Here is a 25,506-nt window from a genome sequence, read left to right as displayed (position 1 = left end):
TCAGCGGCCGATGGCGTAAGCCTGCATCAGGCGCGGCGTGGCTGCCGCGTGCAGGAGGCCGTCGGCATCGCGCGAAGCCGCGGTCAACCTGCCCACCGACCACTCGGGCACCTCCTCGATCTGGTGCCCGCGCTGGCGCAGCGCCGCGATGACCTCGGCGCCGAAGCTCGCCTCCACCGCCAGATGCCCCGGCTTGCGGTCGCGCGGATAGAAGGACGTGGGGAAATGCATGGTGTGGGACATGGGCAGGTCGATCGCTTCCTGCAGGTTCAGGCCGTGGTGCACGTGACGCAGGAAGAACAACAGTTGCCATTGCTCCTGCTGGTCGCCGCCCGGCGTGCCGAAGGCCAGGTAGGGCTTGCCATCGCGCAGCGCCAGCGAGGGCGTCAGCGTGGTGCGCGGACGCTTGCCGGGCGCCAACGTGCCAGGCAGCCCTTCTTCCAGCCAGAACATCTGCGCGCGGGTGTTCAGGCCGAAGCCGAGTTCCGGGATCACCGGCGAAGACTGGAACCATCCGCCCGAAGGCGTGGCCGAGATCATGTTGCCCCAGCGGTCGATGACGTCCACGTGCGTCGTGTCGCCGCGTTTGGCGGAGGCGCGCATGTCGGCAAGCGTGGGTTCATTGGTGGCGCTGCCGGGCGCGGATACCTTGGACAGGCGCTCCAGCGTGTCCATGACGCGCTTCACTTGCGCCTCGAAACCCGGCACTTGGCCGGGCAGCAGATCTTGCGAAGCCGACTCGCCGATCAACGCGCGGCGTTCGGCGTTATAGGCGTCGGACAGCAGATGGTCCAGCGGCACGTCGACGAAGGCCGGATCGCCGTAATAGGCCTCGCGGTCGGCGAAGGCCAGCTTCATGGCCTCGGTCACGCGGTGCACGAATTCGGCGCTGGTCGGGCTCACGCCTGCCAGATCCATCTCCTTGAGCAGCGCCAGGGTCTGCAGGAAGACCGGACCTTGACTCCAGGAGCCGGCTTTCGCCACGGTGTAGCCGTGATAGTCGTAGGTGACCGGCGTGTCGTAGCTGGCCGACCAGCCCGCCAGGTCCTCGGCGGTAATGACGCCGCGGTGGGTGGACCCGCTCTCGTCCTTGACATCGGTGTTGCGCGCAAACTTGTCGATTTCCTCCGCAATGAAGCCACGGTAGAAGGCGTCGCGCGCCGCTTCGATCTGGCGCTCGCGGTCTGCGCCGGCGCTTTCGGCCTGCTTCAGCACGCGGGTCCAGGTGCGAGCCAGCGCCGGATTGCGGAACAGTTTGCGGGCCTCGGGCACCTGGCCGCCCGGTACGTAGACCGCGGCCGTCGTGGGCCAATGGGTCTGGAAGAAGTCCTTCAGGCCGGCGATGGTGTTGGAGATGCGCGGCATGAGCGCGTGGCCGTGCTCCGCGTAATAGATGGCGGGCTCCAGCACGTCGCGCACGCGCATGCTGCCGTGGTCGCGCAAGAGCAGCATCCAGGCGTCGAAGGCGCCAGGGATGACCGTGGCCAGCAGGCCGTTGCCAGGGATGAGCTTGAGGCCTTCGGCGCGGTAGCGTTCGAGCGTGGCGGCAGCGGGCGTGGTGCCCTGGCCGCACAGCACTTCGACGCGGCCGGTGCGCGCGGAATAGAACACCGCGGGCACTTCGCCGGCCGGGCCCACCAGATGGGGTTCGACCACCTGCAGCACGAAGGCCGAGGCCACGCAGGCGTCGAAGGCGTTGCCGCCGCGCTCCAGCAGCGACATGCCGGCCGCGCTGGCCAGCCAATGGGTGGACGTCACGACACCAAAGGTGCCGAGGATTTCCGGGCGAGTAGTAAACATGATGATTCCTATAGGGCTGCCGCTGAAACGCGGAACACTTCCTGCACGGCGGGCGCCTGGCGATCAAAAGAACAGGCACGCTGGAGAGGCCGGCGGACGCTGCCAGCCGGGGCACCGCGGATCCGGCTCCGCCGGTCCGCCAGCGCCGCCCCCTGGGGGGCCCGCGCCAACGGGTAGGGGGGAGCCTACTTTTTTGCCACAGTGACGCCCTTCAGGCGGATCAGGCCGTCGGGGTAAGGCACAAAGCCTTCCACCTTCTTCTGCACGCCGAAGGTCCACGGCAGGTAGAACAGGTAGACGATCGGGCGCTGGTCCTGCATCGCCGTCAGCACCTGGTCATACATGGCGCGGCGCTTGGCGGTGTCCGATTCGGCGCGGGCGTCGTTGAGCAGCTTGTCCACGGCGGCGTCGCAGAACTTGCCGTCGTTCAGGTTGCCCTTGCAGCTCAGGTACTGGTGGATGTTGCCGCTGGGATCGACGCGGCCCGACCAGCCGCTCTGCCCTACTTCGAAGTCGCCGCGCGCGAGCGAGGATTGCAGGGACGCGAACTCCACCGGACGCAGTGTGATGTCGAAGCCCGCTTCGGCGCCCATGGCCTGTACCAGCTCGAACACCTGTTGCATGGTGGTGTTGTTGCCAAAGGTGATCTCGAACTTGACGCGGTCATAGCCCGCTTCCTTCAACAGCGCCTGCGCCTTCTTGGGGTCGCGGCCCTTGTGCTCGAAGGCGGTGTTGTAGGCGAAGCTGGCCGGCGGGAACGGCTGATAGGCGGGCTGGAACATGCCTTCGCCGATCACCTGATTGAGCACGTCACGGTCGATCGCGAGGTCCAGCGCCTGACGCACGCGCTTGTCCTTGGCCAGGGGGTTGTTGGCGCGCGCGCCATTGGCCAGGTTCACCGAAATGGCCTGGAAGCCCAGGCCGGTCACCGGCGCCAGGGTCAGGTTCTTGTCGTCCTTCACCGCCTTGGCATCGCTGGGCGCGACGCGCTCGATGATGTCCAGGTCGCCGGCGCGCAGGTTGTTCAGGCGCACGGTGTTGTCGGGAATCGGGGTGTAGACCAGACGGTCGAAGTGATAGTTGGCGGCGTCCCAGTACTTGGGAAATTTCTCGAGCACGATGCGGTCGTTCTGCACGCGCTCCTTGAACTGGTAGGGGCCGGAGCACACCGGCTTGCCGCCAGGGTCCTTGTCGAAGCTGGCGGGAGACATCATCATCCCGGCGCGGTCGGACAGCTGCGACAGCAGCGAGGCATCGGGTTCGGACAGCGTCAGCACCACGGTGCTGGCGTCCGGGGCCTCGACGCTGGCGACGGTGGCCAACTCGCTCTTGCGGTTGCTGTCGGGCAAGGTGCGGGCGCGGTCCAGGTTGGCCTTGACGGCGGCGGCGTTCACCGGCGTGCCGTCATGGAAAACGGCGTCGGTGCGCAGCTTGAAGGTCAGGACCTTGTTGTCGGGGCTGAAGGTCCAGGATTGCGCCAGCTGCGGCACGATCTTCAGGTCCGGCGTGATCTCCACCAGCTTGTCGCAGAGGGAAGCGAAGACGATGCGGCCCACGAAGGTGCGCGCGCGCACCGGGTCCAGCACGTCGGGGTCGTCCTGCAAGCCGATACGCAGGGTGGATTGCGCTTGCGCCAATCCGCTGGCCAGCATTCCCGCCATGGCCATGGCGAGGCAAAGTTTACGCATGAAAGATCTCCGTCGGTTCAGGTCGGCCTGGTTCCCCACGCGGACGCGCCGCCCGGCATGAGGGAACAGACCCGAGCCGTGCTGCATCCGGGTCCATCCCCCGCTGCGCACGTTCTTGTTGGATTCTGCGCCAGGCGCGCGGCGATTGTATAGAGCGACGGCTGTCGTAAGCCTAAATGCGCGCCGGACGGCCGCCTTGCGGACGCACCCTCAGGGGATGCGGCAAGGGGCAGCGAAGTCCACGGCGGCCTGGACCTCGGCGCGCAGCTTGGCGACCAGCGGCCGGGCATCATCGCGGCGGTACTGGAATGCATAAGGCATGGCCGCCAGCGGCGTATCGCCTTCCAGCACGCGCAGGCTGCCCTCGGCCTGCAAGGCGCGGGCCCAATGGCTGGGCAGCAGGCCGACCCCGGTGCCTTCTATCAGAAGGCCGACCACCGCCCCCCAGTTGTTGCAGCAGAGGCGTTCGCCGCCAGCATCGCGGCCCGCCAGCCAGTCGTCGATGATGCGCGTGGTGCCGGCCCCCGCCGGCAGCGTGACCAGCGGCAGGCGGGCAAGCAGCTCCGGCGTCATGCGCGTGGCGCCGTCCAGCAGCGCCGGCGCGGCGACCCAGGAAAAGTCGGCCTGGCCTATGGCCGTGGAAGCGATATTGGGCCGAGAGGAACGGCCGGCGATCACGGCAAAGTCCAGTTCGCCGTCGGCCACGCGCTGCTCCAGCACCTGGCCGATGTCCACATAGGGTTCCAGCACCAGGTCCGGATAGGCGGCGCGCACGCCCCGGATCAGCCGCGGCAGCCAGGTGAGCGCGGTCAGCTCGCCCACGCCGAAGCGGCAGCGACCGCTGAGCCCCGCGCTTTGCGCCAGCGACGCCCGTATCTGCTCCGCCGAGGCCAGCAGGTCGCGCGCCTGCGGCAGCAGGCGCTGGCCGGCGTCGGTCAGCACCGCCTTGTGGCCGCTGCGATCGAACAAGGACTGGCCCAGGCCTTCCTCGAGCTCGGAGATGCGCTTGGACAACGACGATACCGACAGATGCAGGCGCTCGGCCGCCACGGCGAAACTTGCGCAGGTGGCGGCCCAGTAGAAGGCTTCGAGTTGCTTGAGGGTCATGCGCGGATTGTAGGGGCGTCCGGCATGGGGATGCTCAATTCAGGAGCATCCCGTTGAAAAGCGCCCGCCGCGGAATCAGGCGGCTTTCGGCGTCAGCAGGTGCGCGAAAAACCGGAGGGTATCGATGGCGGCGCGGAGCATGCGCTCGACGCGCGGCCACATGTCGCCCTTGAGGCGATCGGACCAGCAGATGCTGTCAAACACCCCGTCGACCAGGGCGTGCAGATAAAGATTGGACAGGCGCACGTCCAGCGCGCGCGGCAGGTCCTCGCGCTTGACCGCGGCGCGCAGCAGTTTCTCCGAGGTGCGCAGGGCGTGGCGCTCCCACAAGTCACGGCGGCGCAGCAGCGGCGCGTTCTCGTCGCTGCGTTCGCATTTGAGGTACAGGATTTCCAGCACGCGCTGCACCGAGCCTTCCTGCGCGTAGATCTGGATGTATTGCCGCATGGAGGTGTAGAGCGATTCCAGCGCCTCGCCGTCGGTCGAGACATGAGTCAGGGGAGCAGCCTCGCCCAGCGCGCGGTCGCACATGGCGATGCAGACGTCGATCTTGTTTTTGTAATGGCCGTAGACGGCGCCCCGGGACACCCCTGCGTGGTCGGCGATGTCGCTCATGGTGGTGGCGGCCACCCCCTTGGACAGGAACACGTGCTCCGCGGCATCCAGGATGCGGTCGCGGGTGCGTTGGGACTCTTCTTTCGTCTTGCGGGCCATGCGGGGGACCTCCTTCTTAAAAACCGGCTGCAAAAAAACGGCGGCTTCAAAACAAGAAGCCGCCTCTTTCGTCACTGTGAATAAGTGTGAAGCGGGGAGCATACTTCCGAACAAAATAATTAATCAAGCGTGACGGATTAAATGATAGACTCGCTTCCCCACGCGGGAAAGTCGGCGCCTTTCCCCACCTCAGCCCTCTGCGGGCCCATCAGAAATTTTAAAAATGAAGCAAAGAGTCTCTCTACGCACGCTCGCCCTTTCTTCCGTACTAATTCTTATTACCGGTTGCTCGAAACCGGAAGCCCAACAAGCCACCGAGGCTCCCGCCGAAGTCGGCGTCATCGTTGCCCAAGCCACGCCCACCAGCGTCGCGACCGAATTGCCGGGCCGGCTGGAGCCCTACCGCGAAGCCGAAGTGCGCGCGCGCGTGGCCGGCATCGTCACCGCGCGCCTGTACGAAGAAGGCCAGGATGTGACGCGCGGCGCCGCCCTGTTCCAGATCGATCCCGCGCCGTTGCAGGCCGCCTACGATTCGGAAGCCGCGAACCTGGCGCGCGCGCAGGCCAATCTTTCCGCCGCCGCCGACAAGCTGCGCCGCTACGCTGACCTGGTGTCGGACCGCGCCATCAGCGAACGCGACCACGCCGAAAGCGTGGCGCAGGAACGCCAGGCCCGGGCCGAGGTCGCCCTGGCCCGCGCCAACCTGCAGAGCGCCAAGCTGAAGCTGGATTACGCGCGCGTCACTTCGCCCATCGACGGCCGGGCGCGGCGCGCGCTGGTGACCGAAGGCGCACTGGTGGGCGAAGGCCAGGCCACGCCGCTGACGGTGGTGCAGCAGATCGATCCCATCTACGTGAACTTCGCCCAGCCGGCGGCCGAGGTGATGCAGTTGCAGAAGCAGATCCGCGCGGGCGCCCTGGAAGGCGTGGCGCCGGACCAGGTGCGGGTGCGGCTGCTGCTGCCCGACGGCTCGGAGTACGGGCGCGGCGGCACGCTGTCGTTCGCCGATCTGGCGGTGGATCCCGGCACGGACAACGTCACCATGCGGGCGCTGTTCGAGAACCCGGGCCGCGATCTGCTGCCGGGCATGTATGTGCGGGTGCGGCTGGAGCAGGCGATCAACCGCGACACCTATCTGGTGCCGCGCAACGCCCTGCTGCGCAATGCCGAAGGCGCGCACGTGCTGGCCGCGGGTGCAGACGGAGAGCTGAAGAAGATCGCCGTCACCGCAGAGCGGCTGCAGGGTCCGAACTGGATCGTCACGCAGGGATTGGCAGGCGGCGAACGCATCGTCGTCGAGAACGCCGCGCATATGGCGGCGGGACAGAAAATCAAACCGGTGGAGCGGGCCGCGCCCAGTGCGCAGGCCCCCGCCGCCGGCAACCCGGAGGCCGGCGTCCAGGCTAGGACGTCCGCGCCGGGCCAAAAAGGATAAACCGCAATGGCGCGTTTTTTTATCGATCGCCCCGTCTTCGCCTGGGTGATCTCGCTGCTGATCGTGCTGGTCGGCATCCTGTCGATCCGTGCGCTGCCGGTGGCGCAATATCCGGACATCGCTCCGCCCGTGGTCAACGTCGGCGCCAGCTACCCCGGCGCCTCGGCCAAGGTGGTCGAAGAGGCCGTCACCGCCATCATCGAACGCGAGATGAACGGCGCGCCGGGACTGATGTACACCTCGTCCAGCAGCGACTCGACGGGCTGGGCCAGCATCAACCTGACTTTCAAGCAAGGCACCAACCCGGACCTGGCGGCCGTGGAAGTGCAGAACCGCCTGAAGGCGGTGGAGCCGCGCCTGCCGGAATCGGTGCGCCGCGACGGCGTGCGCGTGGAGAAGGCGGCCGACAACATCCAGCTGGTGGTGTCGCTGAAGTCGGATGGCGGGCTGGATGACATCCAGCTGGGCGAACTGGCAGCCTCCAACGTGCTGCAGGCGTTGCGCCGCGTGGAAGGCGTGGGCAAGGTGCAGTCGTTCGGCGCGGAAGCCGCCATGCGCATCTGGCCGGATCCGGCCAAGCTGACGGCCATGTCCCTGACCCCGGGCGACATCGTCTCGGCCCTGCGCAGCCACAACGCCCGCGTCACCATCGGCGAGCTGGGCAACCAGGCCGTGCCCAAGGACGCCCCGCTGAACGCCAGCATCGTCGCGGGCGAGTCCCTGCGCACGCCCGAGCAATTCGGCAACATTCCGCTGCGCGCGCAGCCGGACGGTGCCACTTTGCGCCTGAAGGATGTGGCGCGGGTCGAATTGGGCGGCACCGACTACATGTACCTGTCGCGCGTGAACGGCATGACCGGCACAGGCCTGGGCATCAAGCTGGCGCCGGGTTCGAACGCGGTCGAAACCACCAAGCGCATCCGCGCGACCATGCAGGAGCTGGCCCAGTATTTCCCGCCGGGCGTGACCTGGGACATTCCGTACGAGACATCCACCTTCGTCGAAATCTCGATCAAGAAGGTGCTGATGACCCTGCTGGAAGCCGTAGCCCTGGTGTTCTGCGTGATGTACCTGTTCATGCAGAACTTCCGCGCCACGCTGATTCCGACGCTGGTCGTGCCGGTGGCGCTGCTGGGCACGCTGGGCGTGATGCTGGGGCTGGGCTATTCCATCAACGTGCTGACGATGTTCGGCATGGTGCTGGCCATCGGCATCCTGGTCGACGACGCCATCGTGGTGGTGGAAAACGTCGAGCGCATCATGGCCGAGGAAGGCTTGTCGCCGCGCGAGGCCACGGTCAAGGCCATGGGCCAGATCAGCGGCGCCATCGTGGGCATCACGGTGGTGCTGGTGTCGGTGTTCGTGCCGATGGCCTTCTTTGACGGCGCGGTGGGCAACATCTACCGCCAGTTCGCCGTGACGCTGGCCGTGTCGATTGCCTTCTCCGCCTTCCTGGCGCTGTCGCTGACGCCGGCGCTGTGCGCCAGCATGCTCAAGCCGATCGCCGCCGGCCACCACGAGAAGCGCGGCTTCTTCGGCTGGTTCAACCGGGCCTTCGCGCGCCTGACGGCGCGCTACACCGCCCGGGTGTCGGGCGTGCTGGCCCGTCCGGTGCGCTTCGGCCTGGCCTATCTGGCGGTGATCGCCGCGGTGGCGCTGCTGTTCGCCCGGCTGCCCTCTTCCTTCCTGCCGGACGAAGACCAGGGCAGCTTCATGGCCATGGTCATCCTGCCCCAGGGCTCGCCGCAAGCCGAAACCATGGCGATGGTGAAAGAGGTCGAGCGCTACATGATGGAGCATGAGCCCGTCGAATATGTGTATTCGGTCAACGGCTTCAGCAACTACGGCAGCGGACCGAACTCGGCCATGTTCTTCGTCACGCTAAAGGACTGGAAGCAGCGCGGCGGCGCCGACCTGCACGTGAACGCGGTGGTGGAACGCATCAACGCCGCCTTCGCCGACCGCAAGAACGTCATGGTGCATGCGCTGAACTCCCCGCCGCTGCCGGACCTGGGCTCCACCTCGGGCTTCGACTTCCGCCTGCAGGACCGGGGCGGCCTGGGCTACGAGGCCCTGGAGCAGGCGCGCCAGCAATTGCTGGCAGCGGCGGCCAAGCATCCCGCGCTGACGGAGGTTGTCTTCGCCGGCCAGGAAGAAGCGCCGCAGCTGGAGCTGCGCGTCGACCGCGACAAGGCGCAGGCCATGGGCGTGCCACTGGACGAGATCAACACCGCCCTGGCGGTAATGTACGGTTCGGACTATATCGGCGACTTCATGCTCAATGGCCAGGTGCGGCGCGTGACCGTGCAGGCCGACGGCAAGAGCCGTGTCGACATGGAAGACGTGTCGCGCCTGCATGTACGCAACCTGCAGGGCCAGATGGTGCCGCTGTCGGCCTTCGCCACCCTGAAATGGTCGATGGGACCGCCGCAGCTCAACCGCTACAACGGCTTCCCGTCGTTCACCATCAACGGCTCGGCCGCGCCCGGGCACAGCAGCGGCGAGGCCATGCGCGCCATGGAGGCGCTGGCGGCCGAACTGCCGCGCGGCATCGGCTTCGACTGGTCGGGGCAGTCCTACGAGGAACGGCTGTCCGGCAACCAGGCGCCCGTGCTGTTCGCGCTGTCGGTGCTGGTCGTGTTCCTGGCCCTGGCCGCGCTGTATGAAAGCTGGTCGATACCGCTGGCGGTGATCCTGGTGGTGCCGCTGGGCGTGATCGGCGCGGTGCTGGGCGTGACGCTGCGCGGCATGCCCAACGACATCTACTTCAAGGTCGGCCTCATCGCCACCATCGGGCTGTCGGCCAAGAACGCGATCCTGATCGTGGAAGTAGCCAAGGACCTGGTGCGCGACGGCCAGGGCATCGTGTCCGCCACGCTGGAGGCCGCCAGGCTGCGGCTGCGGCCCATCGTGATGACCTCGCTGGCCTTCGGCGTGGGCGTGCTGCCCCTGGCGCTGGCCACCGGCGCGGCCTCGGGCGCCCAGGCCGCGATCGGCACAGGCGTGCTGGGTGGCATCGTCACGGCGACGGTGCTGGCCATCTTCCTGGTGCCGCTCTTCTTTTTGATCGTGGGCCGCGCGCTGGGCATGCGCGTGCGCCCCTCGCGTCCGCAAGGCCGCGAAACGCTGGAGACCACGCCATGAAGGCTATGGCAATGACCCTGCTTGCGCTGGCCCTGGCCGGCTGCTCGCTGGCTCCCACCTATGAGCGACCGGCAGCGCCGGTCCCCCAGGCCTATGACACGGTCGCCGCGGACGGACTGGCGGCGATGCCGCAGGACTGGCGCGATTACTTCAACGACCCGGCGCTGCAGGCCTGGATCGCCGCCGCGCTCGAGAACAACCGCAACCTGCGGGTGGCGGCGCTGCGCATCCAGGAAGCGCGGGCGCTGTACGGCGTACAGCAGGCCGACCGCTTGCCGTCCATCGACGGTACGGGCGAGTTCAGCCGCGGACGCGGCGCGGAGCCCGGCCAGCCGCGCATGCCGGTGGCCGACCGCTACCGCGCCGCCGTCGGCATCGCCGCGTTCGAACTGGATTTCTTCGGCCGCGTGAAGAGCCTGAGCGACGCGGCGCTGTCGCGCTACCTGGCCAGCGAGGAAGCGCACCGCGCTGCCACGCTGTCGCTGGTGTCAGAAACGGCCACGGCCTACTTCAACCAGCGCTCACTGGCCGAACAGCTGCGCCTGACCGAAAGCACGCTGGCGCTACGCGAGGCCTCGCTCAAACTGACCCAGCGCCGTTACGACGCCGGACTGGAAACGGCCGTGGGGCTGCGTACCGCGCAGATGCTGGTGGAATCCTCGCGCGCCACGCATGCCGAACTGAGCCGGGAATACCGGCAGTCGGTGCACACCCTGGGCCTGCTGGCGGGCGACTTTTCGCTGCCGCCCGACACCGATGCCGTCACGCTGGAAAGCCAGAGCCTGACACCGCTGGCCGCGGGCCTGCCTTCAACCCTGCTGGTCCGTCGCCCGGACTTGCGCCAGGCCGAGGACACGCTGCGGGCCGCCAACGCCGACATCGGCGCGGCGCGCGCGGCGTTCTTCCCGTCGGTGCAGCTGACGACCGACATCGGCACCACGGCGGGCAGCTTCTCGGACCTGTTCGGTTCGGGCACGGGCACCTGGACCTTCGCGCCCAAGCTGACGCTGCCCATCTTCAACGCCGGACGCAACAGCGCCAACCTGTCGCTGGCGGAAGCGCGCAAGGACATCGCGGTGGCCCAGTACGAGGGCAGCATCCAGCAGGCCTTCCGCGAAGTGGCCGACGCGCTGTCCGCGCGCGACACGCTGCGCGCCCAGATCGACGCCCAGCGCAAGGTCCGCGACGCCGACCGCGACCGCCAGCGGCTGACCGAAAGGCGCTACGAACGCGGCGTGGCGAGCTACCTGGAAATGCTGGAAGCGCAGCGCAGCCTGTTCGAATCCGAACAGGAGTTCATCCGGCTGCAGCAGCGCCGGCTGGTCAATGCGGTGGAGTTGTACAAGGCGCTGGGCGGCTGGGAGCAGCCCCGCTCATGACTGGTCAGCCAGCCTTGTCGATGCGGTAGGCGCAGCGGCGCGCGCCCGCGAGGATGTGTTCTTCGCGGCGCACCCGGACTTCTGCTCCTAGCACCTTGTGGAAGAGTTCCAGCTCGCTGCGGCAAAAGCCCATACAGGCTTTGGCCGCGGAGCAGATCGGGCAGTGGTTCTCGATGAACAGGAAGTCCGCGCCATCCTTGCGCAGCTCGGCCATGTAGCCTTCGGCAGAGCGGACTTCCACCAGCCGCTCCAGCCTTTCCTTCAGGCTGCGGGCGCCCTGCATGGCCTGGCGGTAGCTGCTGAGCATGGCGGCTTCGCGCGCCTGGATCAGCTTTTCGATGCCCTCTTCGCCAAACACCTGGCGCACCGCGCCCAGCATCTGCACCGTCATTTCCGCATGCGTGTCCGGGAAGCGCCCGTTTCCGGCATCGGTCAGGAACCAGATCTGCGTGGGCCGGCCCCGGCCCGCGCTGTGGCTTTCGGAATCCACCAGTCCTTCCGCATGCAGACGCGTCATCTGCTGACGCACGGCCTCGGCCGTCACGTCCAGGGCCTTGGCAATGACGGCGACGGATTGCGGGCCCCGCGTCTTCAGGGTCATGAGCACGCGATCGGCGGGCTGATGCTCCCAGACCACGGGATGGGACGGACTGTCAGACATGGATGTGCATACTCCGGTTGTTTGCCTATGGTGCCATGAACCTGGCCTGCCGGTCAGCCGGAAGCGGCCGGCGGATCCATCGAGGGCGCCTCCCATCCGCCCCCCAAAGCTTTGTACAGCGCGATCAGGCGGGTATAGGACTCGGTTTCAGCCACGGCCACGGCGTCCTGGGCGCGCAAAAGCGTACGCTGCGCGTCCAGCACCGTCAAATACGGCGTACTGCCCTCACGGTAGCGCAGCTGCGCCAGTTCCGCCGCCCTGCCGCTATGCGCGGCCGCCTGCGCCAGGCTGCCCAGGCGCTGCTGGGTCTGGCCGTACTCCGTCAGCGCCGATTCCAGTTCCTCGACCGCGCGCAGCACGGTCAGCTCGTAGCTGGCGACGGCGCCGTCCGCGCGCGCCACCGCGCCACGCTTGCGCGCCAGCGCCGTGGGCAGATGGAAGGCAGGCCAGTTGGCCGTGGCCGCCACGCTGAACGCGCGGCTGGCCGATGAGCCGAAATCCGCGCCGCGCAGGGCGACGAAACCCAGGAACCCGCCCAGGTCGATGCGCGGATAGAGCTCCGCAGTCGCCACGCCCACATCGGCGTTGGCCGCAGCCATGCCGCGTTCGGCCGCCAGCACGTCCGGGCGGCGCGACAGCAAGGCGCTCACGTCGCCGATCGGCAGGCGGGTATCCAGGGGCGCCAGCGCCTTGCCCGCATCGAGCTCGCCCAGCTCCACCGGCCGCAGGCCCGCCAACACCGCGATCCGGTACTGCGCCAGCCGTCGGGCCGCGATCTGCAACGGCACGCTGGCCTGCACGGTCTCCAGTTCGGCGCGGGCGCTGGCCAGGTCGCCTTCATCGCCGCGGCCGGCCGATACCATGGCCTGGATCACGCGCAGGCTGTCGCGCTGGCTTTCCAGGTTGGCGCGCGCCACGGCCAGGCGCTGTTCCGCGCCGCGCAGCTCGAAGTAATTGCGCGCCACTTCGGCGGCCACGACGATGCGGGTCTGGGCCAGGTCCGCGGCCTGCGCCTCGCTGCGCGCGGCCGCGCCCTCGGCCGCCCGGCGCAGCCGGCCGAACAGGTCCAGCTCCCAGGTGGCGTCAAAGCCCGCCCGGTAGCTCTCGGCCAGATTGCGCCGGCCCGCGACGCCGGCATTGGCCTGCGACAGGCTGCGTTCATAGCCGCCGCCCAGCGCGACCGCCGGCAACTGGTCCAGTTCCTTCTCGTCCAGCACCGCGCGCGACTCGGCCAGGCGCGCCTGCGCCATGCGGATATCCAGATTGCGCGACAGCGCCAGATCGATCAGCCGGTCCAGCTGGGGGTCCTGCAATTGCTTCCACCAGTCGCGCTGCAATTGATCGGTGGAGAACAGGGCCTGTTCAGGGCTGGCCAACGCCACCGGAGCAGCCTGGGGCTTCTGGTAGTCGGGTCCGACGGCGCAGCCGGCCGTGGCCAGCGCGGCCAGCAGCACGGCCGCGCCGCGGCGCATGCGTATGGAAAGTTGTGAGTGCTTCATGATGGTTTCCTTCGGCTAGGCGGAGGCGCCGGGCGCCGCGGCGTCCTCGGCCTGGGCCAGCGCCAGTTCCCGGGCGCGCGGCGTGTCGTGCGCTGCGCGGTGATCCCGGGCGAATACGGTGTAGACGGTGGGCAGCACGAACAACGTAAACAGCGTGCCCACCAGCAGGCCCACCACGATGACCAGGCCCAGGCTGTAGCGGCTGTGCGCGCCCGCGCCGCTGGCGAACAGCAACGGGATCAAGCCCATGACCATGGCGGCGGTCGTCATCAGGATGGGACGCAGCCGGATGCGGGCGGCCTGCTCCATCGCGGTGCGCCGGTCCAGCCCGTGGCTGACCTGCATTTCATTGGCGAACTCCACCATCAGGATGCCGTGCTTGCTGATCAGGCCGATCAGCGTCACCAGCCCGATCTGGGTATAGATGTTGACGGTAGCCATGCCCAGCGCCAGCGGTATCAGCGCGCCGCAGATCGACATGGGCACGCTCACCAGGATGATGAAGGGGTCGCGCAGGCTCTCGTATTGCGCCGCCAGCACCAGGTAGATCACGATGATGGCGAAGATGAAGGTGATCATCAGCGCCGAGCCTTCCTGGCTGTACTGGCGCGCATCCGACTGCCAGTCGTAGCTGAAGCCCGCAGGCAGGAACTGGGCTTGCCGGGTCAGGAACTGCACCGCATCGCCCATGGTCACGCCCGGCATCGGGATGGCCTGGAAGGTGGCCGCGTTGAGCTGGTTGAACTGCGTCAGCTTGTTGGGCTCCACCCCCATGGACACGGTCACAAGGTTGGACAGCGGCACCTGCGCGCCGCTGGCGCTCTTGACGTAGTAGCGCGCCAGCGACTCCGGCGAAATACGCTGTTCGCGCAGGCTCTGCGGAATAACGTCGTAGGAACGGCCGTCCATGCCGAAGCGGTTCACGTAGTTCTCGCCCACCAGCACGGCCAGCGTGTCGCCGATGGCCTTCATGGTGACGCCCAGGCTGTTGGCCTTGGCGCGGTCCACCTTCAGTTGCACCACCGGATTGTTGTAGTCCAGGTCGCTGTCGACCACCATGAACAAGCCGCTTTCACGCGCCGCCTTCTTCAGGCCCTCCATGGCCTCATAGACCACCGGATAGTCGGACGCGCTCATGATGACCATCTGTACCGGCAGCCCGCCGGTGGAGCCCGGCAGGGACGGCAGCTGGAAGGCGAAGATATTGCTGCCCTCGACCTGGTTCACCATGGCCTGCATGTCGGCCTGGATCTGGTCGGCCGAACGCTCGCGCTTTTCCCAAGGCACGAAGTCCACGCCGCCGATGCTGTTGGAGACGCCGTCGGAACCGTTGATCAGCCAGCGCCCCTGCTGTTCCGGCAGGGTCTTCATGACGTCGTCCCACTTGCGGCCGAATTTCTCCACGTAGTCGATATTGGCGTGCTGCGGCGACTTGATCGCGGTCAGCACTGTCGACTGGTCTTCGACCGGCGCCAGCTCGCGCTGCGCGGCGTTGTAGAGGAACGGCAGGCTCGCCAGTACCGCCACGGCAATCAGCCCGGTCACCCATCGGTGATGCAGCGAGACGTCCAGCACGCGGCCATAGGCATCGCCCAGGCGTCCGAAGAAATGCTCGGCGCGGCGCGCCATCCAGCCCTCGGAGACCCGGCTGTTGAGCAGGAACGAGCTCATCACGGGCGACAAGGTCAGCGCGATGACGCCCGACACGACCACGGACCCGGCCAGGGTGAAGGCGAACTCCTTGAAGAGCGAACCAGTAAGCCCGCCCATCAGGCCGATCGGCGCGTAGACCGCGGCCAGCGTGATGGTCATCGCGATCACAGGCCCCGCCACTTCGCGCGCGCCGATGAGGGCCGCGCGCACCGGCGACTTGCCCTCTTCGATGTGGCGGTGCACGTTTTCCACGACCACGATGGCGTCGTCCACCACCAGGCCGATAGCCAGCACCATGGCCAGCAAGGTCAGCAGGTTCACGCTGAAGCCGAACAGCGCCATGATGGCAGCCCCGCCCAGCATGGACAGGGGAATGGTCAGCACCGGAATCAGCACGGCGCGCAAGGAACCCAGGCACAGGAAGATCACCACCACCACGATGGCGATGGCCTCGATCAGCGTATGCACCACGCCATCGATGGAAGCGCTGATGAAGCGGGCCAGCTCGAACGGCACCTGTACGCTGGTGCCGGGCGGCAGGTTCTGCTTGATGTTGGGCAGCAACTCGTTCAGGCGTTTGACGATCACCAGCGGATTGCCCACCGGCGTGGCGTTAAGGCCGAAGTACACCGCCGGCTCGCCGTCCATCAGGCCGCTGGAATCGGTGGATGCCGCGCCCAGTTCCACCGTGGCCACGTCGCCCAGGCGCACGATCGCGTCGCCCTCGCGCTTGACCACCATGTCGCGGAATTCCGCGACGTTGACCAGGTCCGTGTTGACCTGGATGTTGGACACCACGTACAGGCCCTTGGCCTGCCCCGGCGCCGCCTGCACGTTGTTGTCGCGCAGCGCGTCGGCCAGTTCGCCCGCGGAAATGCCGCGCGCCGCCATCCGGTTCGGGTCCAGCCACACCCTCATGGCCAGTTTTTGCCCGCCGTAGAGTTCCACGCTGGCCACGCCGTCGATGGACGAGAGCTGCGGCTGCACCACGCGCGACAGATAATCCGTCAGGGACGCCAGCGACAAGGTGCTGCTGGAAAAGCCGACATAGGCCACGGCGGTCGCCTCGCCGGCGGACTTGACCAGCACGGGGTCGTAGACGTCCTGCGGCAGGCGGTACTTGACCTCGTTGACCTTGGCCATCACCTCCGTCATGGCCTTGTTGGAGTCGGCGTTCAGCTTCATCCGTACCGTGATCACGCTGCGGCCCTGCGTGGAGGAAGACGACAGGTAGTCGATGCCTTCCACCGTGGCCACGGACTGCGCGATGGGCTGGGTGACGAAGCCTTGCATGAGGTCGGGCGAAGCGCCCGGATACTGGGTGGTGATGGTGATGGTGGTGCTTTCGGTCAGCGGATACTGCCGCACCGGCAGGCCGCTCAGGGCCTTGATGCCCAGCAGCAGGATCAGCGTGCTGACCACCAGCGCCAGCACTGGCCGGCGCACGAAGAGATCGGTGAATTTCATGTTCTGCTCCGCGCCCTTACCGGACTTGCGCCACGGTCTGCTGCGCGGCGTCCAACGCCACGGTGTCCTCGGCGCCAACCTCGACCGCCGCGCCGTTGTGCAGGCGCAGCTGGCCTGAGGTCACGACCTGGTCGCCCGCCTGCAAGCCTTCGGTCACGACCACGCGGCCGCGCACGCGCTCGGCCGTCTTCACATAGGCCTGGCGGACCGTCGGGCCGGCGGACGCCTCGCCCGCCTTGGGCGGGTTCAGCACGTAGACGGAATCGCCATAGGCGCTGTAACTGACCGCGGTTTCCGGCACGGTGATCACGCCGGGACGCGCGGGCAGGCCGATCTGGCCCTGGGCATACATGCCGGCCGCGAGCGCGCCGTCGGCGTTCGGCAGGGTCGCCTGCACGCGCACGGTGCGCGACCCTGCGTCCACTTGCGGCTCCACAGTGGTGATCTGACCTTCGAAGACGCGTCCCGCATGGGCGTCCACGGTCACCGCCACCGGCTGGCCCGCGCGCAACGCGCCCATGGCCTGCTCGGGCAGGGTGATGTTGGCGTACATGGCGGAAGCGTCGGTCAGCGATACCAGCGGATCGCCGGCGCGAGCGAATTGCCCCAGGTTCACGCGGCGCACGCCCAGCACGCCGTCAAACGGCGCTTTGATGCGCTTTTGCTCGATCAAGGCCTGCACGCGCTTGATGTCGCCCGCGGCCTGGTCGTAGTCGGCCTGCGCCTGGTCCAGTTGTTCGCGCGTGGCGGCCTGTTGCGGCAGCAGGCGGCGGGTGCGGTCCAGCAAGGCGCGCGCATTGCGCGCCTGGGCCTGCAGCCGGGCCAGTTCGCCCTGCTCGGGCGCGTCGTTCAATTGCACCAGCAACTGGCCGGCCTGGACCTGCGCGCCCGAGGCGAACAGGATACGGTCGACCCGGCCGTCCACTTCGGCCGCTACCTGCACCTGGCGCGCCGCCTCCAGCGAGCCGATGCCGCTCAGCGTGACAGGGAAGTCCGCCTGCCGCGCGGCGGCCACCGCGACCTTGGCCGGCGCCATGGCCCAGCCGCCCTTTTGCTGCGCGCCGCCGTACTTCCAGTACAGTCCGCCGCCCGCCAGCGCCAGCGCCACGACCCCAGCCGCCCACGCTCCTGATTTCGCCTTCATGATTGACTCGCTATTTATCAAAGAATGTTCTTGGATAATCCACGATATCGGGCATTTCGTCAAAAGGGTTAATCCAATCCCCTGCATAGCGGCGGACTATGGCGCGCAAGCCCCTGCGGGCCGTGTGGGCAAAAAAAAACCGCCAGCAGGCTGGCGGTTTCGTGGAGCGCAACGCGGCTAGGTCCGCACCATGTGCAGATAGTGGCGATGCCGTTCGTACTGGTCCAGGATGTCGCCGATGACGGCGTCGCGGCTCCAGCCCATGATGTCGTAATCCTGCCCGCCTTCGCGCAGGTGGACCTCGGCGCGGAAGTACTTGCGCTCGTCCTCGTCGGCCGCTTCCTCGGGCGTGAGACTGGGACGCACGAAAGCCTCGGGCTGCACCGCGTAGGAAAAGTCCAGGTGCTCGCCATGGGAGACTTCCATGATCACGCCCTCGTCGTTGCCGTGCTCGCGCACTTCCACCTGGTAGCCCTGCTTGCGCAGTTCGTCCGCCACGTCTTCCATGGCGGGCCGCACCACGTCGCTGATGAAGCGCTGCACATGGGCGCGGCGCGGCATCATGACCATGTTGCGCAGGCGCCGCTCCCATGACTGTCCGCCGCGCGCGGGGCGTGACAAGGTCAGCGACTGGTAGCGGATGCCGCGCTTGGTCGCGTCCAGCTTGAGCGCCTTGAACAGGCCCCACAGCGACAGCAGCAGAATGATGGAGAAAGGCAGCGCGCTGGCGATGGTCGCGGTTTGCAGGGCCGTGAGGCCATCGGCCAGCAGCAGCGCGATCGCCACCGCCCCCATCAGCACCGACCAGAAGATGCGTTGCCACACGGGCGTGCGGTCCGAACCGCCGGAGGCCAGCAGGTCGACCACCAGCGCGCCCGAGTCGGCCGAGGTCACGAAGAACACCGCCACCATCGCGATCGCGACGACGGACAGCACCCCGCTCCAGGGCAATTGTTCCAGGAAGGCGAACAGCGCCAAGGAAGAATCGGCCTGCACCACTTCCGCCAGGCCCTGCACCTTGTCGACCAGGATCATGTGGATGGCGGTATCGCCGAACACCGTCATCCAGAACAGCGTGAAGCCGGCCGGCACCAGCAGCACGCCGGTGACGAATTCGCGGATGGTGCGGCCGCGCGAGATGCGCGCGATGAACAGGCCCACAAAGGGCGACCACGCAATCCACCAGCCCCAGTAGAACAGCGTCCAGCCGCCGATCCAGTCGGTGGGTTCGTAGGCATACAGGTTGAAGGTCTTGTTGACGATGTCAGACAGGTAGGCGCCGGTGTTCTGAACAAAGGTCTGAAACAGGAACACCGTCGGGCCGACCACCAGCACGAACAGCAGCAGCACCGCCGCCAGCACCAGATTGGTCTCGGACAGGATGCGGATCCCCTTGTCCAGGCCGCTGGCCACCGACAAGGTCGCCAGGCCGCAGGTGACGATGACCAGGATGATCTGCGTGGTCACGCCCACCGGAATGCCGAACAGATGGTTCAGGCCGCTGTTGATCTGCGCCACGCCCAGGCCCAGCGAAGTCGCCACGCCCAGCACCGTGCCGATGATGGCGAAGATGTCGACGGCATGCCCGATGGGCCCGTGGATGCGGTTGCCGATCAGCGGATACAGCGCCGAACGCAGGGTCAGCGGCAGCCCGTGCCGATAGCTGAAGAATGCCAGGATCAGCGCCACCACCGCGTAGATGGCCCAGGCATGCAGGCCCCAGTGGAAGAATGTGATCTTCATGGCTTCACGGGCCGCAAGGGCGGTGCCCCCCTCGCCCACGGGCGGCGCGATGAAGTGCATCACGGGCTCGGCCACGCCGAAGAACATCAGGCCGATCCCCATGCCCGCGGAGAACAGCATCGCGAACCAGGTGAAGTTGCGGTAATCGGGTTCGCTGTGGTCGGGTCCCAGCTTGATGTCGCCATACCGGCTGACCGCCAGGAATACCACCGCGATCAGGATGATGGCCACGACCAGGATATAGAACCAGCTGGCGTTGCCCAATATCCAGCCCTGCACGGACTCGAACAGGCTTTGCGCGACCTTGGGCGCCAGGATCGCGAACCCCACCAGCAGCAGCGTGAACACGGCCGCCGGAAAGAACACTGGGCGATTGATGGTGGATGGTCGGGTTTCTGAAGTCATGCTGCCGCTCCTTTCGCCCGAGGGTTGGAAATTCCCAGCACGCGTCCCCCCTCAGTCCGGCCGCGCGCCGCAAGTATTACTATCACGGCCTAAGGCCGTCTGACAATCTGAAACCGCAAGCCGGGCCGGCCAGAGGAGAGATATCCCATGATCGATCACCTGGACCATCTGGTCCTGACCTGTACCGACCCCGACGCCACGGTGGACTTCTATACCCGGATCCTGGGCATGCGCCTGGAAACCTTTGGCGAAGGCCGCCAGGCGCTGCGCTTCGGCAACCAGAAGATCAACCTGCACGTGCGCGGCCATGAGTTCGAACCCAAGGCCCACCTGCCCGTACCGGGCGCGCTGGACCTGTGCTTCATCGCCGATCGCCCGCTGGAAGACGTGATCGCGCATCTGAACCGCGAAGGCGCCCGGATCATCGAAGGCCCCGTGCCGCGCACTGGCGCCACCGGCAAGATCCGCTCGGTCTACCTGCGCGACCCGGACCTGAATCTCATCGAAATCTCGGAATTGCTGGCCTGAGGCCGGGAACCGGCCGCCTTAGTCGGTCTTCGGTTCGCCGAAGACCACGCTGCGGAAGAAACCGGCCAGCACGGCCTCGGTCATTTCCGGCGTGACGGCCTGCGGGTCGAAGGCATAGCTGAACTGCATGCCGTCCGACAGGGCCAGCAGGCCCAGTGCCATCTGTTCCGGCGGCATGCGTAGCGGCGTGCCGACCCGCGCAGAAAACTGGCGGATGTACTCCGTGGTGGCTTCGCGCAATTCCCGCATGCAAGCCACGAAGCCAGCCCGGAAATCCGGATCGCGCGCCGCCTGCAACTTGCCTTCCATCCACAGCAGGAAACAGTCGTTCTCGCGGTAATGCGTGGAGTAGTACTCCAGCACGCGGGCTTCCATCTGCGGACGCGATTCGCCGTCCTCGAAGATGGCGCGCATGTCGCTCATCACGCTCTCGTGATCGCGCCTGAGCAGTTGCAGGAACAGTTCGGACTTGCTGGTGAAGTTGGAATAAAAGGCCCCGCGCGTGTACCCCGCCTGCTCGGCGATGTCCTCCACGCTGGCAGCCACGAATCCCTTGGCAAGAAAGATCGATTGCGCAGCGTCGAGCAGACGCTGGCGCGTCTGGTCACGGCTTTGCTCTCGCGTAAGGCGGACTTTTGACATGGCGGGAGTTTAGCACTGGGGAGCATTTCAGATTCAATATTGAATTCGAATTCATACCTGTATTAGAATCCAGGCCGTATCGGGTCGAAACCGGCCCTTATTCCCGAATCTCCGCGCCGCGAGGTGTTCCGTGACTTGCCCTGGCCCTGCCGCGCGCTTTGCCGCGCGCGCCGCCGCGGCCGCCTCTGCGGCGCCGCTTTCACCCTCCAACCGCTCCCGCCATTGGCCGCGCCTGTGGTCGCTGCCTGCCGCCGCGTCACTCGCTCTGCTGCTCGCTGCCTGCGGCCGCAATGAAGCGCCGCCGCCCGCGCCGCGCCCTGTGGTCGCCATGCCCGCCCAGGCCGATGAACGCCTGCCGGCCTGGACGCTGCCTGGCGAAGTGCAGGCGCGCTACAGCACCCCGCTGTCGTTCCGGGTCAATGGCAAGATCATCGAGCGCCAGGTCCGGCTGGGCGATGCCGTCACCCCCGGGCAGATCGTCGCCAAACTGGATCCGGCCGACGCCGCCAAGAACGCGGCCAGCGCCCGCGCACAGCTGTCGGCGGCCCAGCACCAGCTGGACTACGCGCGCCAGCAGCTGGACCGCGACCGCGCCCAAGCCCGCGAAAACCTGATCGCCGCGACCCAGCTGGAACAGACCCGCAACGCCTACGCCGCGGCATTGGCGCAACGCGACCAAGCTCAACAGCAGGCAGCGTTGGCGGCCGACCAGCTCAAATACACCACGTTGCAGGCCGACCATGCTGGCGTCATCACCGCGGAGCAGGCGGACACCGGACAGAACGTGGCCGCCGGCGAACCGGTCTACAGCCTGGCCTGGTCCGGCGACATCGACGCCATCTGCGACGTGCCGGAAAGCGTGCTGGCGGGCCTGGCCATCGGCCAACGCGCCAGCGTCACGCTCGGCCCGCTGCCCGGCCAGACGTTCTCCGCGGTGCTGCGCGAGATCGCGCCGGCCGCGGATCCGCAAAGCCGCACCTATCGCGCCAAGCTCACGCTGGAATCCCCGACCCCGGACGTGCGCCTGGGCATGACGGCCAATATCAGCTTCGACAACCGCTCCGGCGAAAACCTGACGACCTACACCGTGCCGGCCACCGCGCTGTTCCATGACGGCCCCGCGCCCGCCGTGTGGATCGTCAAGCCGGACGCCGACACGCTGGAGCTGCGCCGCGTCGAGGTGCTGCGCTACGACGCCCGCACCGTCACCCTGTCCAAGGGCCTGCAGGCGGGCGAACGCGTGGTCTGGCAAGGCGTGCACGCGGTGGCCGCCGGCGAGAAAGTCCGCGCCGTGCCGCCGCTGCATCCCGAGGATTTCGCCTCATGAGCGGCCCGCAGCATGACGCTTCCGTGCAGGCGCCTCGCCACGAGGAAGGCCGGTTCAACCTGTCGGCATGGGCGCTGCGGCACCAGCCGCTGGTCATCTTCATCATCACGCTGATCACGCTCTTCGGCGTCCTGTCGTACTCGAAGCTGGCGCAATCGGAAGATCCGCCTTTCACCTTCCGCGTCATGGTCATCAAGACGCTATGGCCCGGCGCCACTGCGCAGCAGGTGCAGGAGCAGGTCACCGACCGCATCGCCAAGAAGCTGCAGGAAGCCCCCAACACGGACTTCATGCGCAGCTACTCGCGGCCGGGCGAATCGCTGATCTTCTACACCATGAAGGACTCCGCGCCCGCCAGCACCGTGGCCGAACAGTGGTACCAGGTGCGCAAGAAGGTCGGCGACATCGCAGCCACGCTGCCACCGGGCGTGCAAGGCCCCTTCTTCAACGACGAATTCGGCGACGTCTATACCAACATCTACACGCTGCAGGGCGACGGCTTTTCGCCCGCGCAGCTGCATGACTACGCCGACCGGCTGCGCACCGTGCTGCTGCGCGTGCCGGGCGTGGCCAAGGTGGACTACTTCGGCGATCAGCCTGAGCACATCTACGTCGAGATCTCCAACACCCAGCTCACGCGGCTGGGCGTGTCGCCGCAGCAGATCGCCCAGGCCATCAACAGCCAGAACGCCGTGACGAGCGCGGGCACGCTGACCACCGCCGACGACCGCATCTTCGTGCGGCCCAGCGGCCAGTACGCCAACAGCCGCGTCCTGGCCGACACGCTGATCCGGGTCAACGGCAAATCGATCCGGCTGGGCGACATCGCCACCATCCGCCGCGGCTACCAGGATCCGGCCATCGAGCAGATGCGGCTGGGCGGCAACGCCGTACTGGGCATAGGCATCACCATGCAGCCGGGGCGCGACGTGGTCCATCTGGGCAAGGCTTTGAGCGCCAAGTTCGAGGAACTCCAGGCCCAGTTGCCCGCCGGGCTGACGCTGAAGGAAGTCTCCAGCATGCCCAAGGCGGTATCGCATTCGGTCGACGACTTCCTGCGCTCCGTGGCCGAAGCCGTGGCCATCGTGCTGGCGGTGAGCCTGGTATCCCTGGGCCTGCGCACCGGCATGGTGGTGGTCATCTCGATCCCGGTGGTGCTGGCGGTCACGGCGCTGTTCATGGACATGTTCGGCATCGGCCTGCACAAGGTATCGCTGGGCACGCTGGTGCTGGCGCTGGGCCTGCTGGTGGACGACGCCATCATCGCGGTCGAGATGATGGCGGTAAAGCTTGAACAGGGCTGGAGCCGCGCGCGCGCCGCTGCATTCGCCTACACCAGCACTGCCTTTCCCATGCTGACCGGCACGCTGGTCACGGTGGCGGGCTTCCTGCCGATCGCGCTGGCCAAGTCCAGCACGGGCGAATACACCCGTTCCATCTTCCAGGTGTCCGCCATCGCGCTGATCACCTCGTGGTTCGCCGCCGTGGTGCTGATCCCTTTGCTGGGCTACCGCATGCTGCCGGAACGCAAGCGCGAAGCCCATCTGCCCGACGACCACGAACACGACATCTACAACACCCGCTTTTATCAGCGCCTGCGCGGCTGGGTGGGCTGGTGCGTGGACCGCCGCTACCTGGTGCTGGGCGCCACGGCGCTGATCTTCGTCGTGTCCATGGCCTGCTTCCGCTTCGTGCCACAACAGTTCTTCCCCAGTTCCGACCGCAGCGAACTGCTGGTGGACGTGCGCCTGCAGGAAGGCGCCTCGTTCGCGGCTACGCTGCGCCAGGTTGAGCGGCTGGAAAAGGCGCTGGAGGGCCGTCCGGAAATCGATCACTCGGTCAGCTTCGTTGGCACCGGCGCACCGCGCTTCTACCTGCCGCTGGACCAGCAGCTCGCCACCCCGAACTTTGCCCAGCTGGTCATCACCACGCATTCGGTGGAGGACCGCGAGAAGCTCGCGCAATGGTTGCAGCCGGTGCTGCGCGAGCAGTTCCCGGCCATACGCAGCCGCCTGTCGCGCCTGGAGAACGGCCCGCCCGTGGGCTTCCAGGTGCAGTTCCGCGTGAGCGGCGACAGGATCGCCGACGTGCGCGCCGTGGCCGAGCAAGTGGCCGCCGAGGTCCGCGCCGATCCGCGCTCGACCAATGTGCAGTTCGACTGGGACGAACCGTCCGAACGTTCGGTGCGCTTCGAGATCGACCAGCAAAAGGCGCGCGAGCTGGGCGTCAGTTCCAGCGATATCTCGGACTTCCTGGCCATGACACTGTCGGGCTACGCGGTCACGCAATACCGCGAACGCGACAAGCTGATCACCGTGAGCCTGCGCGCGCCGCAAGAGGAGCGGATCGATCCCGCGCGCCTGGCCACCCTGGCCATGCCCACGCCCAACGGCGCGGTGCCGCTGGGCAGCCTGGGCCACGTGCGCTATGACCTGGACTATGGCGTCATCTGGGAACGCGACCGCCAGCCCACCATCACGGTGCAGGCGGACGTCGCGGCGGGCGCGCAAGGCATAGACGTCACCCGCGCCATCGATGCCAAGCTCAACACCCTGCGCGCCGGGTTGCCCGTCGGCTACCGCATCGAGGTGGGCGGCCCGGTGGAAGAAAGCGCAAAAGGCCAGTCCTCGATCAATGCCCAGATGCCGCTGATGGCGGTGGCCGTGCTGACCCTGCTGATGCTGCAGCTGCAAAGCTTCGCCCGCGTGCTGATGGTGGTGCTGACCGCGCCGCTGGGGCTGATAGGCGTGGTCGCGGCGTTGCTGCTGTTCGGCAAGCCCTTCGGCTTCGTGGCCATGCTGGGCGTGATCGCCATGTTCGGCATCATCATGCGCAATTCGGTCATCCTGGTGGATCAGATCGAACAGGACATCGGCGCCGGCCACAAGCGCGTGGACGCCATCGTCGGCGCCACGGTGCGGCGTTTCCGCCCGATCACGCTGACGGCCGCGGCCGCCGTGCTGGCGCTGATTCCGCTGTTGCGCAGCAACTTCTTCGGCCCCATGGCCACCGCCCTGATGGGCGGCATCACCATCGCCACCGTGCTGACGCTGTTCTTCCTGCCGGCCCTGTATGCCGCGTGGTTCCGCGTCCGCCACGACGAGCGCGACGAACCCGAAGGCGTGCCGCCGGGCGCCAACGCCGGCGACACGGTGGAACGGGGAGCATGA

The 25,506-nt window shown here is 67.3% G+C and carries 16 protein-coding genes; 6 read left to right on the top strand and 10 right to left on the bottom strand.

Features of this window, described 5'->3' with window-relative positions; all coding sequences use genetic code 11:
• From HV766_RS12165 to axyZ, 4 genes are all read right to left on the bottom strand, one after another.
• Positions 1-1,800, bottom strand: coding sequence for a gamma-glutamyltransferase family protein (locus tag HV766_RS12165; RefSeq protein ID WP_175181221.1), 1,800 nt, complete (start codon positions 1,798-1,800; stop codon positions 1-3).
• A 185-nt stretch (positions 1,801-1,985) separates the two neighbouring features.
• A complete protein-coding gene (locus HV766_RS12160) occupies positions 1,986-3,488 on the bottom strand; it encodes an ABC transporter substrate-binding protein (protein WP_119449055.1) in 1,503 nt (500 codons plus the stop codon).
• A gap of 210 nt (positions 3,489-3,698) precedes the next feature.
• Positions 3,699-4,595: a LysR family transcriptional regulator gene (locus HV766_RS12155; protein ID WP_175181220.1), complete on the bottom strand. Its 897-nt coding sequence runs from the start codon at positions 4,593-4,595 to the stop codon at positions 3,699-3,701.
• Positions 4,596-4,670: 75 nt separating this feature from the next.
• A complete protein-coding gene (axyZ, locus tag HV766_RS12150) occupies positions 4,671-5,309 on the bottom strand; it encodes a multidrug efflux transcriptional repressor AxyZ (protein ID WP_175181219.1) in 639 nt (212 codons plus the stop codon).
• A gap of 223 nt (positions 5,310-5,532) precedes the next feature.
• Here axyZ and HV766_RS12145 point away from each other — a divergent pair, with 223 nt between their 5' ends.
• The 3 genes from HV766_RS12145 to oprZ are packed head-to-tail and all read left to right on the top strand — an operon-like array spanning position 5,533 to position 11,267.
• On the top strand, positions 5,533-6,744 hold the full coding sequence (locus HV766_RS12145) for a MexX/AxyX family multidrug efflux RND transporter periplasmic adaptor subunit (RefSeq protein WP_054450461.1): 1,212 nt from the start codon (positions 5,533-5,535) through the stop codon (positions 6,742-6,744).
• A 6-nt stretch (positions 6,745-6,750) separates the two neighbouring features.
• On the top strand, positions 6,751-9,888 hold the full coding sequence (locus HV766_RS12140; RefSeq protein WP_175159636.1) for a multidrug efflux RND transporter permease subunit: 3,138 nt from the start codon (positions 6,751-6,753) through the stop codon (positions 9,886-9,888).
• Positions 9,885-11,267, top strand: a complete 1,383-nt coding sequence (gene oprZ / locus HV766_RS12135) for a multidrug efflux RND transporter outer membrane subunit OprZ (RefSeq protein ID WP_054450454.1) — start codon at positions 9,885-9,887, stop codon at positions 11,265-11,267. The genes HV766_RS12140 and oprZ overlap by 4 nt, the downstream gene beginning before the upstream one ends.
• A 4-nt stretch (positions 11,268-11,271) precedes the next feature.
• On the opposite strand, the gene HV766_RS12130 is transcribed toward oprZ, so the two are convergent.
• The 5 genes from HV766_RS12130 to HV766_RS12110 form a co-directional block, all read right to left on the bottom strand.
• Entirely contained in the window at positions 11,272-11,928 is a 657-nt protein-coding gene (locus HV766_RS12130; protein WP_054450450.1) for a helix-turn-helix transcriptional regulator, read from the bottom strand.
• Between the two features lie 53 nt (positions 11,929-11,981).
• Positions 11,982-13,427: an efflux transporter outer membrane subunit gene (locus HV766_RS12125; RefSeq protein WP_175181218.1), complete on the bottom strand. Its 1,446-nt coding sequence runs from the start codon at positions 13,425-13,427 to the stop codon at positions 11,982-11,984.
• 15 nt (positions 13,428-13,442) lie between these two features.
• Positions 13,443-16,547 carry a MexW/MexI family multidrug efflux RND transporter permease subunit gene (locus HV766_RS12120; protein WP_125473049.1) on the bottom strand — a complete coding sequence of 1,035 codons (3,105 nt, stop codon included), beginning with the start codon at positions 16,545-16,547 and terminating at the stop codon, positions 13,443-13,445.
• Between the two features lie 16 nt (positions 16,548-16,563).
• Positions 16,564-17,691, bottom strand: a complete 1,128-nt coding sequence (locus tag HV766_RS12115) for an efflux RND transporter periplasmic adaptor subunit (protein WP_054450445.1) — start codon at positions 17,689-17,691, stop codon at positions 16,564-16,566.
• Between the two features lie 177 nt (positions 17,692-17,868).
• Complete coding sequence (locus HV766_RS12110; protein WP_054450443.1) at positions 17,869-19,839, bottom strand: BCCT family transporter; 1,971 nt, start codon at positions 19,837-19,839, stop codon at positions 17,869-17,871.
• Positions 19,840-19,986: 147 nt separating this feature from the next.
• Here HV766_RS12110 and HV766_RS12105 point away from each other — a divergent pair, with 147 nt between their 5' ends.
• Positions 19,987-20,367 (top strand): VOC family protein, encoded by a 381-nt coding sequence (locus tag HV766_RS12105; protein ID WP_054450441.1) that lies wholly within the window; start codon positions 19,987-19,989, stop codon positions 20,365-20,367.
• A gap of 18 nt (positions 20,368-20,385) precedes the next feature.
• Here the strand turns inward: HV766_RS12105 and HV766_RS12100 are convergent, their stop codons facing one another.
• Positions 20,386-21,009 carry a TetR/AcrR family transcriptional regulator gene (locus HV766_RS12100; protein ID WP_119449046.1) on the bottom strand — a complete coding sequence of 208 codons (624 nt, stop codon included), beginning with the start codon at positions 21,007-21,009 and terminating at the stop codon, positions 20,386-20,388.
• Between the two features lie 232 nt (positions 21,010-21,241).
• Here HV766_RS12100 and HV766_RS12095 point away from each other — a divergent pair, with 232 nt between their 5' ends.
• A complete protein-coding gene (locus HV766_RS12095) occupies positions 21,242-22,336 on the top strand; it encodes an efflux RND transporter periplasmic adaptor subunit (protein ID WP_082400744.1) in 1,095 nt (364 codons plus the stop codon).
• Entirely contained in the window at positions 22,333-25,506 is a 3,174-nt protein-coding gene (locus tag HV766_RS12090; RefSeq protein ID WP_175181217.1) for an efflux RND transporter permease subunit, read from the top strand. Before HV766_RS12095 ends, HV766_RS12090 begins: the two co-directional genes overlap by 4 nt.

The sequence above is a fragment of the Achromobacter aegrifaciens genome (assembly GCF_902859735.1).
GTDB lineage: Bacteria > Pseudomonadota > Gammaproteobacteria > Burkholderiales > Burkholderiaceae_B > Achromobacter > Achromobacter aegrifaciens.
This window is presented reverse-complemented; position numbering and strand designations above follow the sequence as displayed.